Genomic DNA, 13,462 nt, shown 5'->3' on the forward strand with positions numbered 1-13,462 from the left:
GATTATCAGGATGCGCCGGGGGGGACGAACGGCAGGCCGGCGGGTGTGCCCTCGGCGAGCAGGCGGCGCAGGGCGCCTGTGTCGAGATGGTCGGCGACGAGGTCACCGAGGGCGTCGAGGCGGCGCTGCCGAGCATCGGCGAAGCACGTGAACGCCGGGACGAACGAACGCCCCGCGGCCGTGGCCACGTCGGCGAGATAGGCGCGGCGGAACGCGTCGTTCTCCAGCACCCCGTGCCAGCTCGTGCCGGCGACCGCGCCGACGCGCACCCCGTCCGCGGCGAACGGCGCGCTGTCCGGATGCTCCTCGACGGTCAGCCGCCCGTGCCGGATCTCGTAGCCGGTCAGCGGTCGGCCGGCGGCATCGGTGGCCGCGCGCCGACCGAGCAGCTTCACCGGGTCGAACGTGGTGATGACCGGGAGCAGGCCGAGACCATCGACCTCGCCCGCACCCGATTCGACGTCGTCACGGATGCGACGGCCGAGGATCTGGTAGCCGCCACAGATACCCAGCACCGGACGGGCCGCGGCGGCGCGTTCGGCGAGGGCCGCGGCGAGACCACGGCGACGCAGCCAGCGCAGGTCCTCGACGGTGGAACGGGTGCCCGGCAGGATCACGAGGTCGGCGTCGGCGAGCTCGTCCGGTCGGGTGGCCAGGCGCACCGCGACCCCGGGCTCGACGCGCAACGCGTCGATGTCGGTCACGTTCGACAGCCGGGGCAGCCGGATGACGGCGACCCGCAGCACCTCCCGCCGACCGCCGTGCGAGGCAGGCCGCGCCTCGGGACAGGGCTCGGCGTCGGGACAGGGCTCGGCGTCGGGACAGGGCTCGGCGTCGGGGAAGGCAGCGAGGTCGAGGGAGTCCTCGACGTCCAGCCACAACCCCGCCTTCCAGGGGACGACGCCGTGCACCGGCCGGCCGGTGAGCCGTTCGATCTGGCGCAGTCCGGGTTCGAGCAGTCGGGCGTCGCCACGGAACCGATTGATCACCCAGCCGGCAACCAACGCCTGGTCGGCCGCATCGAGCAGGGCCAGCGTGCCGAACAGGGCGGCGAAGACCCCGCCCTTGTCGATGTCGCCGACCACGATCACCGGCAGGTTCGCGGCGCGCGCCAGGCCCATGTTGGCGATGTCGGTCGAACGCAGGTTGATCTCCGCCGGAGAACCGGCCCCCTCGCAGATCACCGCGTCGAACCGGCCGCGCAGGTCGTCCAGGCACTCCAGGACAATCGCGGCCAGCCGTTCCTTGTACGGGCGGTAGCCGAGCGCGTCGACCTCGGCGACCGGGCGGCCCAGCACAACGAGCTGGCTGTGCCGCTGGCCCCCCGGTTTGAGCAGCACCGGGTTCATCGCCGCCTCCGGTTCGACACCGGCCGCCGCCGCCTGCATCGCCTGGGCCCGGCCGATCTCCGCACCATCGGCGGTGACCGCCGAGTTCAACGCCATGTTCTGCGCCTTGAACGGGGCGACCCGCACCCCCTCCCGCGCCAGCCACCGGCAGATCCCCGCGGTCAGCACGCTCTTGCCGGCATCCGACGCGGTCCCGGCGACCAGCAGTCCCCCGCTCACCGGCGGCGCTCTCTTCTCCCGGGCCCACCAGAGCCCCCGGAGCCAGCGCCCCCGGAGCCAGCGCGTCCGGATCCGGTACCGAGGCCGAGGCGCGCGGTCAGGGCGGAGGTGACCAGCCGCGCCACCGGAGCCGCCGCCGCCGTCAGCGCGACACAGACCACGCTCACCGCCGCGGACAACCGGGCCGCGGCTGCGACGTCCGCGCCCTGCGGCCGCCGGCCGAACCCGAGCTCCGGCCGGTGCTCGACGCGGTAGGGGTAGCGCAGCTCTCCCCCGAGCCGCAGCCCCAGCGCCCCGGCGAACGCGGCCTCCACCATCCCGGCGTTGGGGCTGGGATGCGACCGGCCGTCCCGGCGCATGACCCAGTACGCGTCGACCGCCGAACCGCCGACGACCGGGGCGCACGCGCAGGTCACCAGCGCGCACATCCGCGCCGGGAGTAGGTTCGCCAGATCGTCGAGGCGCGCCGCCGCCCAGCCGAAGCGTTCGTACCGGGGGCTGTGGTGTCCGATCATCGCGTCAAGGGTGTTGATCGCCCGGTAGGTGACCAGGCCGGGCAGGCCGGCGAGCGCCCCCCACCACAGCGGGGCGACCAGCGCGTCGGAGGTGTTCTCGGCGATGGACTCGATCGCGCCGCGGGCGATCCCGGCGGCGTCCAGCGACGCCGGATCGCGTCCGCACAGCGCCGGGAGCCGTTCCCGGGCCGCGGCGAGATCGTCGGCGCGCAGCTCCTCGCCGAGGCGTCGGCCCTGACGGCGCAGCGAGGCGCCACCGAGGACGGTCCACGTGACCACCGCCGTGAGCGCGACGGCGCGTTCAGCGGCGCGTTCAGCAGCGCGTTCAGCAGCGCGTTCAGCAGCGCGTTCAGCAGCGACGGCGGGCACGGCGACCGCGGCTAGCAGCACCGCGGTGTGCAGCGCTCCGGGCGCCCGGCCGTCCCGGTAGAGCCGGTTCTCCAGCCGGGACGCGGCCCGCCCGAACCCGGCGACCGGATGCAGCCGCGCCGGGTCGGCGAGCAGCCCGTCCAGCACGGCACCGAGGACCAGACCGAACGCGCGCACGGCACGGGAAGGGACCACGGCACGGGAAGGGACCACGGCTCAGACGCTCATCGCGTACGCGACGACCCCGCGACGGACGGCGTCCATCGCCGCCCGGGCGGTCCGGCGCACCCGCGCGCCGTCCGGCGTTCCCGGGTCCGCCTGCACCATCGGAGCGACCTGCGCGATCTGGTCAAGGATGTCGATGAGCTGGCGCATCCACCGGACGAAATCGCCGGCGGTCAGTTCCACGGAACTGTCGGTCAGCACCCGTTCCAACGTGCGGCCCGCGGCCCAGTCGTGCGCGACGGCGACGAATCCGAGCTCGGGCGGGCGCAGGAACGCGAGCCGGTGGGCCTGCTCGGCCTCGGCGAGCCGCTCCGACAGCCGGACCATCTCGGCGAGGCAGTCGCGTAGCGCCGCGCCGCCCGGCAGCGCCGGGACGCCGGCGTCGTCACCGCGCGGCTCGAACACCAGCGTGGACACGGCGGCGGCCAGCGCCGGCGGGGTGAGATCGTCCCAGATGCCGGCGCGCAGGCATTCGGCGACGAGCAGGTCCTGCTCCGAGTAGATGCGCGCGAGCACCCGCCCGGCGGCGGTGACGCGGTCCCCGTCCAGGTAGCCGAGGTCCTCGAGCGCGGCGCGGACCCGGTCGAACGTCTTCGCGACCGTGTTCGTCCGGCCCTCCACCTTCCGTGAGATCGCGGCGGTCTCCTTGACCAGCCGGTTGACCTGCTCGGCGGAGCGCAGGTGCTCCTCGCGGCGCGGACAGTCGTGCACCGGATGGGCGCGCAGGGCCCGGCGCAGCCGGGCGAGCTCGGCGTCGTCCGCCGCGGCCGAACGGACCCTGGCCCGCCGGCCCGGAGGGGCATCGGGGTTGACGTCGGCGGCGCGCAGGGAGGAGGCCAGATCCCGGCGTGACTGCGGCGAGCGCGGGTTGAACGACCGCGGCACCCGGACCCGGCCGAGCGGTTCGACGGCGATCGGGAAGTCGGTCAGGGACAGCCTGCGAACCTGCCTGTCCGCGGTGAGCACCACCGGCCGCGGGCCGTCGGCGGCATTCGCGGCGGCGTCGGCGTCGAGCACGACAGCGAGCCCACTGCGCCGCCCGGCGGGCACCCGCACGATGTCCCCGGTCCGCAGCCGGGCGAGCGCCGCCGCGGATTCGGCCCGCCGGCGCGCCGAACCCTCCCGCGACAGCGCGGCCTCCCGCTCAGCGATCTCCCGGCGCAACCGGTCGTACTCGCCGATGTCACCCTTGTCGCAGCTCAACGCCTCACGCTTCGCGTCGATCGCCTCGGTGTTGCGCTGCACCGCCCGGGCCAGGCCCACCACGGCCCGGTCGGCCTGGAACTGCGCGAACGACGACTCCAGCACGGTGCGTGCCCGCTCCCGCCCGAGCCTGCCGACCAGGTTGACGGCCATGTTGTACGACGGCCGGAACGACGAGCGCAGCGGATAGGTCCGCGTGGAGGCCAGCCCCGCGAGCGCGAGCGGATCCAGCCCCGGCTGCCACAGGACGACCGCGTGGCCCTCCACGTCGATGCCGCGCCGCCCGGCGCGGCCCGTCAGCTGGGTGTACTCCCCCGGGGTGATGTCCACGCGGCTCTCGCCGTTGAACTTCGTCAGCCGCTCCAGCACGACGGTACGGGCGGGCATGTTGATGCCGAGCGCCAGGGTCTCCGTGGCGAAGACCACCCGGACCAGCCCCTGGACGAACAGCTCCTCGACGATCTCCTTGAAGGTTGGCAGCATGCCGGCGTGGTGGGATGCGATGCCGCGTTCCAGCCCCTCCAGCCACGCCCAGTAGCCGAGCACGGCGAGGTCGGTCTCGGGGATCCCGGCGGTGCGTTCCCGGACCAGGGTCCGGATCCGCTGCTGCTCCGCGGGGCCGACGAGCCGCAGACCCGCACGCACGCAGGAGGTGACCGCCGCATCGCAGCCGGCCCGGCTGAACACGAAGACGATCGCCGGGAGCAGGCCGTCGCGGTCGAGCCGTTCGACGACCTCCGGCCGGCCCGGCACCCACGTCCGCCGGCGCGCGCCGGGCGCCGGCCGACCGCGGCCGACCGCGGGAGAGCCCCCCGACAGCGCCCGGCTCTCCTCGCGGGCCAGCCGCAGCAGGTCCGGGTTCACCACTCGTCCACCGACCGCCGTCGGACCACCACGGGCCGCGGGGATGGCTGCCACGGGCGCCTGGCCGGCACCCCCATTGCGGCCACGGTCGCCACCGCGACCACCCTGGGTGGCCCGGCCCCGTTCGCCGTTGCGGTTGCCGCCCCGCCCCCGTCCGCGGTCCCGGTCGCCGCCGCGGTCCCGGTCGCCGCCGCGGTCCCGGTCGCCGCCGCGGTCCCGGTCGCCGATGGTGGCGCGCCGGGTGCCGGCTACCTCGAATCCGGCTTCGACCCCGACGTTCCACCTCGACCGGACGAGATCACCGTCCAGGGTGGCACGAAGTGCCTCGGGTCCGCCCGGCGGCGGGGTGCCGGCAGTGTCCTCGAGGAACAGGTCGTACAGGGTGCGGTCAGCGAGCACATGCTGCCACAGCGGAACGGGACGGTGATCGCTGACGATGACCCGGGTATGGCCGCGCACCGTGACCAGCCACTCGGCGAACTCCTCGGCGTTGCTCACCGTCGCGGACAGGGAGACCAGCCGGACCTGCGCCGGCAGATGGATGATGACCTCCTCCCACACGGCGCCGCGCTGGCGGTCGGCGAGGTAGTGCACCTCGTCCATGACGACATAGCCGAGGTCGTCCAGCCGGCCGTTGTCGACCGGGCCGGCGTAGAGCATGTTGCGCAGGACCTCGGTGGTCATCACCACGATCGGGGCGTCGCCGTTGCGGGAGGTGTCCCCGGTCAGCAGGCCGACCGAGACGGCGCCGTAGCGGGAGACGAGATCGGCGTACTTCTGGTTCGACAGCGCCTTGATCGGCGTCGTGTAGAAGCAACGCGTCCCGGTGCGCAGGGCGAGATGGGCGGCGAACTCGCCGACAACCGTCTTACCCGCTCCCGTCGGGGCCGCGACGAGCACCCCTTCACCGGCAGCCAGCGCCGCGACCGCCTCGAACTGGAACGGGTCGAGTCCGAAGGGGAGGCCAGCGGCGAACTCCACAAGAATCTCGGGCGTGGAGGACACATCAGCCACCCTACGGGACGCGACGGCCGGCAGCCGACCGGTTTATGCCGGTCCCGACCGGCCGGGGAAGAACCTACGAGCGTCAGGTGATGTCGCCGTGGGTGACGTCGGTGCTTGGGGAGACGGGGGCCGTCCCCGCGCCGACGGGTGTTGACGACCCGGTGCCGACCGGGTTCGCCGTGCCGACCGGGTTCGCCGTGCCGGGCGGGTTCGCCGTGCCGGGCGGGTTCGCCGTGCCGGGCGACGTGGCCGTCGCCGCGGGGCCCGCGGAGGCCGCCGGGCGGGGCGGGGCGTCGTCGAAGTCCAGCGGGGAGGTCTCGTCGTCGTCCAGGTCGGCATACGGGGAGGTGTCCCCGCGGCGGGCCACCCGCCGGTCGTTCAGCCAGCCGATGATCAGCGCGACCTCGTAGAGGAGCACCATGGGCAGGCCCAGCGCGAGCATGGTGAACGGGTCCTGGCTGGGGGTGACGACCGCGGCGAACACGAACACCAGGAAGATCTCGGGCCGCCGCCAGGAGCGCAGCTTGGCGGTGCTGACGATCCCGGCCAGATTCAGCATCATGACGAGCAGCGGAACCTCGAACGACAGTCCGAAGATCAGCAGCATCGCCTGGACGTAGCTGAGGTACCGGTTGCCGTCCAGGACGCTGACCAGCCCGTTGCCGCCGAAGCCGAGCAGCAGGCCCAGCCCGGTCGACAACGTCAGGTAGGCGAAGACCGCACCGGTGGCGAACAGGACGAGGGAGACACCGACGAAGGTCAACGACCAGCGCCGCTCATGACGGTGCAGACCAGGGGTGATGAAGGACCAGAGTTGGTACAGCCACACCGGCGAGGAGACCACCACCGCGGCGATCATGGAGATCTTCAGGCGGATAGTGAACGCGTCGAGGATGCCGAAGAAGTACAGGGTGCAGTCGTTCGCCGCCAGGCCGTCCGGGCTGAACCGCTTGCTCGCCGGCAGGTCGCAGTACGGCGCCTTGAGCCAGTCGAAGATGCGCGGCTCGAAGATGAAACAGACGACACCGGCGATCGCGAACGCGAGGAGCGCGATGGCGACGCGGTTGCGCAGCTCACGCAGATGCTCGGTGAGCGGCATGCGACTGTCCTCGACAGTGCGCGTGCGGCGGTAGTTCACCGAGGCGACGAGCCTTCGCGGCGTGGGCAACCCTGGCACGTCGGCGGCTCCTGGTCGAGAGGAAGGAGGAAGGGGCGCCGGCGGACGCCCGACAGGCCGTGGGACCGCCGTGAGGTCAGCCCCGGTCGGCGGCCGACGCGGTGCCGTTCACGGACGCGGTGGCGTTCACGGACGAGGCGGAGACCTGACCGGGCGCGACGGCCTGACCGGGCGCGACGGCCTGCGGCTGGGCCACCGGCGGCTGGGCCTCGATCGGCAACGGGGCCGGCTGCGCCGCGGGCGCGGGCTGGTCATCCTCGCGCAGGCCCTTCGTCTCGGCCTTGAAGATGCGCAGCGAACGACCGAAGGAACGCGCGGCGTCGGGAAGCTTCTTCGACCCGAATAGCACCAGAACGACGAGGGCGATGATGATGATTTCGGTGGTGCCCAGGTTTGGCATGGTCGGCGTCCTCCGATGAGCGCGGTACCGGGCCCGGTCCGACGACCGGTGCGATCGATGCTACGTCCGCCAGCCTAGGAGGGGATAGACGGCGTGCGGGTATCCCGGAGATGACGGATGCGCAACGAAGTCAGCCTGCACGATAGCTCGTAGCACTCGGCGGGCAAAGCGTGTCCACAACGACACCGGAAACCCAAATCATCACCGACCGCTACCTCGTCAACCCGGAAGTCCCAAATTGTGGCGACACAACGTCGTATGGCACGATCGACGTCACGCGACGGTCGCTCCCGTCAGACCACACGGGGACCACGGATCCGGTCGGGCGAGGAGCCGGTCAGGACGTGCGTTCGGCGAGCCGCGCGCTGACCTCGGCGTGGTCGAGCCGCGCCGCGAGCGCCGCGGTGTCCGAGGCCAGGACCGAGACCCGCGCGGACAGCTCCGTCGTGACGGCCCGCACCGCGCGCATCTTCTGCCACACTCGCCACGCACTGAGCGCCAGCAGGGCAAGCGCGCCGACGATGAGGACGAGGTAGAGGAGCGCCCAGAGCATACCGATCACCCTACTCGGCGGTCGGCGTGAGCCCGTAGGCGAGCAGGGCCCGGCGGGCCAAGGCGTGCACCTCCTCGGCGAGCGCCGGCGGCTCGACCACCCGCACGTCGGCCCCGAGGCCGAGGACCAGCCGGTGCAGCCAGAAGGTCTCCCCGGCGTACAGCGTGACCTCGAGCCGTCCACCGGGCAGCTCGCGCATCCCGGTGACCGGGTAGTAGTCGGCCACCCACCGGGCCGGGGACGCCAGCTCCAGCACGACCCGCACGTCCGCCGGGCCGGGCCGGTAGATCCCCTCCCTGGTGTCGCGGGACACCGTGCCCGGCGGCGGAACCGCCGGGGCGTCGAGGATCGTCACCCCGCCCGGCCCGTCGATGCGGTCCAGCCGGAACAGCCGCACCGCCTCCGCCCGGTGGCACCATCCCTCCAGGTACCAGCGGCCGTCCTGGACCAGCACCCGCATCGGGTCGACCTCGCGCTCGGTCAGCTCGTCGCGGGACCACACCAGGTAGCGCAGATGCACCCGCCGGCGGTCCCGCAGCGCCCGCTGCACCACCGCGAGGACCTCGTCGTGGACGTCGAGGGTGACGCGTACCTGGCCGACGGCGGCGGTGCCGGCGGTGCCGACCGCCTCCTCCAGCTTCTCCAGCGCCCGATCCAGGGCCTCGCGGCCGGCGAGGCCGGGCACGTCGGCGAGCGCGCGGGCGGCGACGATCAGGGCGGTCGCCTCGTCGACCGACAGCCGCAGCGGCCGGTCGAGGGTCTGCGGATCGACGATGGTGATCTGATCGCCGGAGTAGCTCAGGTCGATGAGGTCCCCGGGCGCGCCGCCGGGCAGGCCGCAGACGAACAGCAGGTCGAGGTCGTCGCGCAGCTGGCGGGGGGTGATCCCGAAGGCCGCGGCCGCCTCGGTCAGGGAGATCCCGGGATGCGCCCGCAACCAGGGGACGAGCGCGAGCAGCCGGCTCAGCCGGTCGGTGGCGGCGCTCACCGCGTGCCCGGGGCGGGCGGTGGACGATGAGCCGGGGCGGGCGCCGCCCGACGGATCATCGGGCGCTCACCGGACGTTCGTCGCGGCGCACCCCCGCAGGTGGGGACGCCACGTCGCGGGCGGCGGTGCCCGCGAGGGCCGCCCGGAGCCGACCGACCACAGCCGCGCGCAGCTCGGGTGGGTCGACGACGACGACGTCCGGACCCGATCCGACGATCCACCGGGCGAGCTGTTCGGTGTCGGCGAAGTCCATCTCCAGCAGATCCATGCCCGGCGGTGGATTCGTATCCGGCGACGGGCGGGCGTACCGCCGCAGCGCGTGCGCGCTGCCCCGGCGGACCGCCAGCGTGGCGGTCCGGAAGCGGTCCGGGGGGGCCTGCGCCGAGACCATCGCCCGCAGATCGACCCCTGGCGGGACCTGGACCGCGCCGGCCGGTCCGACCATGCGCACCGGGCCGGTGAACCGGGACAGCCGGAACACCCGGGCCGCGCCACGGTGCAGATCGTGCCCGGCAAGGTACCACCGCCCCCGCCACGACAGCACCCCCCAGGGCTCGACGTGCCGGTCGGCGGAGTCCGTCTCACCGACCTTCCGGTACGGGAAGCGGATGGTCCGACCGGCCTGGACCGCCGCGAGGCACTGCTCGAAGGCCGGCTCGGTCGCATCGACCCGCGGTTCGAAGCCGTCGAGCACGCCGAGCCCGCCACCGCTCACCGCGGCCCCGCCCGCGGCGAGCTTGCGCAGGGCGCTGGCGGCCGGCCCGGCGAGCGCCGTGCTCGACCACAGCGAGCCGGCGACGGCCAGGGCCGCGGCCTCGTCCGGTTCCAGGGCGATGTCGGGCAGCGCGTAGTCGCCGCGGCGGATGCGGTAGCCGGTCTCGTTGCTGAACGCCGAGTCCGCGCCGGTCTCCAAGGGGATGCCGATCTCCCGCAGATACGCCTTGTCCCGCTCGAACATCCGCCGGAAGGCGTCCTGCTCCTCCTCGGTGCGCCCGGGCTCGTAGCCCTCCACCAGCTCGCCGATCTGGGACACGGTGAGGAAACGCGATGTCGCCATCAGGCACATCGTCAGGTTGAGGAGCCGCTCCACCCGTCGCCGGGACACACCCGTAAAGGGTAGCCGCCGGAGTTCACCGGGCACGCAGCACCCCATCACCGCCGCTGGCCCACCGGTCGCACCGGGCCCACCGGGCCACCCGCGGCCGGGCCGGGTGAGGGCCCGTGGGCTACGGCTGGCCGGCGCCGGCCCCAACACCCGGCGTGGCCCCAACACCCGGCGTGGCCCCAACACCCGAGGTGGCGCCGTCGACCGCGATCAGGTCCACCACGAACACCAGAGTGTCGTCGGCGAGGATCGTCGGCGGACGTCCCCCCACCGGGCCATATCCAAGGTCCGGCGGGATGATGATCTGGCGGCGGCCGCCGACGCGCATCCCGTCGATGCCCTGCCCGAAGCCGGCGATCGTGCCGTCCAGCGGGAAGGTCGCCGGCTGGCCCCCCGCCCAGCTGCTGTCGAACTCCTTGCCGTCGCGCCAGAGCACGCCCACGTACCGGACGGTGACGGTGCTGGTGGCGGAGGCGAGCGCGCCGTGACCGGTCACGAGATCGGTGGTGACCAACGTGGCCGGCGCCGTCCCCCGGCCCGCCGCGGAGATCGGCTTGCGGCTCAGGTCGGTGGCACCCGCGACCGCGGGGACCCGCCCGGAGGTGTCGTCGACGGCCGTCCGGGAGGGCACCGGCGCCGCCCTGGTGCCGTCGGGGGCGTCGGAGGCGCCGCAGCCGACCAGGAGCGGGGCGAGCAGCACGGCGGGCAGCACGGCACCCGCGAGCGGGTGCCGGCGGGTGGCGGACGGCCGACGGCCGCTGCCACGCGAGCCGGGACGGGCTGACGCGAAGGGCAGGACGACGCCGGCGCGTCGCGGCACGAACATCACAGGGGCTCGAGTCCTCACATACTGGCGATGAGCTTGTCGACCCGATCATCAACGGAACGGAACGGGTCCTTGCACAGGACCGTACGCTGGGCCTGATCATTGAGCTTCAGGTGGACCCAGTCGACTGTGAAGTCCCGGCGTTTCTCCTGGGCACGCTTGATGAACTCGCCGCGCAGCCGGGCGCGGGTGGTCTGCGGGGGGCGTGACTTGGCCTCGAAGACGTCGAGATCACGGGTGACGCGCTCGACCAGACCAGCCCGTTCCATCCGATAGTACAGGCCCCGGTCGCGGTGGATGTCGTGGTATTTCAGGTCGAGCTCGGCGACCCGCGGCGAGGCCAGCGACAGCCCGTGCTTGTGCCGGAAACGCTCGATGAGCACGTACTTCGTCACCCAGTCGATCTCACGGGCGACGAGCTCGAGGTCGTCGGTCTCGATCGCGAGCAGGGTACGGCCCCACAGGTCGAGCACCCGCTTGGCGACCTCGTCCCCGTCCCCGCCGCGGCGCTCCACGAACTCGACCGCCTTGGAGTGGTACTCCCACTGGATGTCCAGCGCGCTGACCTCACGTCCGTTGGCCAGCTTGATCCTGCGCTGGCAGGTCATGTCGTGGCTGACCTCGCGAATCGCCCGGATCGGGTTCTCCAGGGTCATGTCCCGCAGCATCACACCGGCCTCGATCATGCGCAGCACCAGGTCGGTCGCCCCGAGCTTGAGCAGCATGGTCGTCTCGCTCATGTTCGAGTCGCCGACGATCACGTGCAGCCGCCGGAACCGCTCGGCGTCGGCGTGCGGCTCGTCACGGGTGTTGATGATCGGCCGGGACCGGGTGGTCGCCGAGGACACCGACTCCCAGATGTGCTCGGCGCGCTGGGAGATGCAGTACACCGCGCCCCGCGGGGTCTGCAGCACCTTGCCCGCGCCGCACAGGATCTGCCGGCTGACCAGGAACGGCACCAGCACGTCCGCGAGCTTCGAGAACTCGCCGTGCCGACCGACGAGGTAGTTCTCGTGACAGCCGTAGCTGTTGCCGGCGGAGTCGGTGTTGTTCTTGAACAGATGGATGTCGCCGGCGATGCCCTCCTCGCGCAGCCGTCGTTCGGCCTCGACGAGCAGGCCCTCGAGGATGCGTTCCCCGGCCTTGTCGTGGGTGACCAGGTCGGGCACGGAGTCGCATTCCGGGGTGGCGTACTCCGGATGGCTACCGACATCCAGGTAGAGACGGGCGCCGTTCTTGAGGAACACGTTGCTGCTACGTCCCCATGACACGACACGACGGAACAGGTACCGTGCCACCTCGTCCGGGGACAGCCGTCGCTGCCCCCGGAACACGCAGGTGACGCCGTACTCGTTCTCCAGTCCGAAGATGCGGCGGTCCACGTCTGTGACCCTATGCTCGGATGCCGCCTCGGCGCGCCGGGACGCTCGGGCCGGATGTCACCCTGATGCGGATTCGCCCCTCCTGCGGACGGACGGGTCGACCGACAACCGCCAGGCCCAGCCCGACGACGAACCAGCCGGCGAGGACCAGTACCGGACGGCCACCGCCGGCACCGTCGAAGTAGGCCGTCGAGCGCAGCAGCGTGGCACCCGCCCCCGGCGGCGCAAACTGGCCGATGTCGCCCCAGGGCCGTGGCAGCATCTCCGGGGCGGAGGCCGCCGCCGACAGAGCGGCACCGGCGACCAGAACCAGCACCGCGGCGACGAGACCCGGCACGCCCGCGACCGCCCCGAGTCCCAGGACCGGCCCGGCGACGGCCAGCGCCAGCAACGTCACGACCGCCATCGTCGTCAGGAACTCCCCGGGCAGGACGTCCAACGCCCCCTGCAGCGCGACGGCCCCGGCGAAGCCGGAGAGCACCGCGAGCGCGGCGAGCCCGGCGAGCCGGATCACCCGCGACCCCACCATCCGTGCCAGCAGCACGCCGGCCGCGGTGATCACCAGCGTCAACGGGAGGTAACCGGCCGCCAGCCCGCCGCCGGCCTGGTCCCGTGGCGCGTTGGCCACCACGTCGACCACCGGGATCTCCAGACCTGGCATGAACACCCGGATGCCCCGGGTCAGCGCCTCGGTGACCGCCGGACTCGCCGCGGAGGCGACCCGCAGGGTCAGGCCGTTGCCGCCGATGACGATCGCGGCGTAGGCGTCACGCTCGCGCAGCGCACGGTCGGCGGCGGCCACCGTCGGCACCGTGCGCACCGTGAGGGCGCCCGGCTCCACCCGGCTGATCTGGTCGGCGAGCGCGGTCGCCGCGGGTGCCGGGCCCACGGTGAGGATCGGCAGGTCCCGGGGACGCAGACTGGTGACGGACGTTCCGTACAGCCAGACCAGGACGCCCATCAGCAGGGCCATGCCGACGGTGATGACGGCGATCCGCCGGACACCGTGCGTGCCGAGCCCGTCAACGCCGCCGAACCGGGCCCACGCCCGTCCGGCCGGATCGGCCGGGCCGGGCAGGCCGGGCAGGCCGGGCAGGCCGGTCTCGCCCGAGGCCGGCGGGGGCGACGGCGCCGAGTGTCCCGGCTCGGGGCGCTGTCCCGGAAGAGGATCATGTTCGCCGCCGCCACGATGCCGTCCCCCGGTCACCACAGGAGGACTCCGACGGTCCGGTCGACGTGCGCCGGGTCCACCGCGCCCTCCCAGGCCGCCGCCACCCTCGGC

The 13,462-nt window shown here is 73.2% G+C and carries 11 protein-coding genes; all 11 read right to left on the minus strand.

Features of this window, described 5'->3' with window-relative positions:
• Nucleotides 1-5: 5 nt before the first annotated feature.
• Entirely contained in the window at nt 6-1,568 is a 1,563-nt protein-coding gene (locus tag FRANCCI3_RS13115; RefSeq protein WP_011437000.1) for a cobyric acid synthase, read from the minus strand.
• Nucleotides 1,565-2,665 carry a cobalamin biosynthesis protein gene (locus tag FRANCCI3_RS13120; protein ID WP_011437001.1) on the minus strand — a complete coding sequence of 367 codons (1,101 nt, stop codon included), beginning with the start codon at nt 2,663-2,665 and terminating at the stop codon, nt 1,565-1,567. The genes FRANCCI3_RS13115 and FRANCCI3_RS13120 overlap by 4 nt, the downstream gene beginning before the upstream one ends.
• A 3-nt stretch (nt 2,666-2,668) precedes the next feature.
• Nucleotides 2,669-5,749, minus strand: a complete 3,081-nt coding sequence (locus tag FRANCCI3_RS13125) for a DEAD/DEAH box helicase (RefSeq protein WP_011437002.1) — start codon at nt 5,747-5,749, stop codon at nt 2,669-2,671.
• Nucleotides 5,750-5,831: 82 nt separating this feature from the next.
• Entirely contained in the window at nt 5,832-6,926 is a 1,095-nt protein-coding gene (tatC, locus tag FRANCCI3_RS13130) for a twin-arginine translocase subunit TatC (RefSeq protein WP_011437003.1), read from the minus strand.
• 76 nt (nt 6,927-7,002) lie between these two features.
• The gene (tatA, locus tag FRANCCI3_RS13135; protein WP_011437004.1) at nt 7,003-7,326 is read right to left on the minus strand and encodes a Sec-independent protein translocase subunit TatA; all 324 of its coding nucleotides are present in this window, start codon (nt 7,324-7,326) and stop codon (nt 7,003-7,005) included.
• Nucleotides 7,327-7,663: 337 nt separating this feature from the next.
• Complete coding sequence (locus FRANCCI3_RS13140; RefSeq protein ID WP_011437005.1) at nt 7,664-7,879, minus strand: hypothetical protein; 216 nt, start codon at nt 7,877-7,879, stop codon at nt 7,664-7,666.
• A 10-nt stretch (nt 7,880-7,889) separates the two neighbouring features.
• Nucleotides 7,890-8,867 carry a helix-turn-helix transcriptional regulator gene (locus tag FRANCCI3_RS13145; RefSeq protein WP_011437006.1) on the minus strand — a complete coding sequence of 326 codons (978 nt, stop codon included), beginning with the start codon at nt 8,865-8,867 and terminating at the stop codon, nt 7,890-7,892.
• Nucleotides 8,868-8,922: 55 nt separating this feature from the next.
• Complete coding sequence (locus FRANCCI3_RS13150) at nt 8,923-9,924, minus strand: helix-turn-helix transcriptional regulator (RefSeq protein ID WP_235187017.1); 1,002 nt, start codon at nt 9,922-9,924, stop codon at nt 8,923-8,925.
• Nucleotides 9,925-10,093: 169 nt separating this feature from the next.
• A complete protein-coding gene (locus tag FRANCCI3_RS13155; RefSeq protein WP_011437008.1) occupies nt 10,094-10,801 on the minus strand; it encodes an FKBP-type peptidyl-prolyl cis-trans isomerase in 708 nt (235 codons plus the stop codon).
• A gap of 14 nt (nt 10,802-10,815) precedes the next feature.
• Complete coding sequence (gene pafA / locus FRANCCI3_RS13160; RefSeq protein ID WP_011437009.1) at nt 10,816-12,180, minus strand: Pup--protein ligase; 1,365 nt, start codon at nt 12,178-12,180, stop codon at nt 10,816-10,818.
• A 10-nt stretch (nt 12,181-12,190) separates the two neighbouring features.
• Entirely contained in the window at nt 12,191-13,390 is a 1,200-nt protein-coding gene (locus FRANCCI3_RS13165; RefSeq protein ID WP_011437010.1) for a hypothetical protein, read from the minus strand.
• Nucleotides 13,391-13,462: the final 72 nt, after the last annotated feature.

Source organism: Frankia casuarinae (assembly GCF_000013345.1).
Classification (GTDB): Bacteria; Actinomycetota; Actinomycetes; order Frankiales; family Frankiaceae; genus Frankia; species Frankia casuarinae.

Excerpts from the sequence above, each read along its gene's own strand:
- tatA (WP_011437004.1), bottom strand. The coding sequence starts at position 7,326 with ATGCCAAACCTGGGCACCACCGAAATCATCATCATCGCCCTCGTCGTT.
- FRANCCI3_RS13140 (WP_011437005.1), bottom strand. The coding sequence starts at position 7,879 with ATGCTCTGGGCGCTCCTCTACCTCGTCCTCATCGTCGGCGCGCTTGCC.
- FRANCCI3_RS13150 (WP_235187017.1), bottom strand. The coding sequence starts at position 9,924 with ATGGCGACATCGCGTTTCCTCACCGTGTCCCAGATCGGCGAGCTGGTG.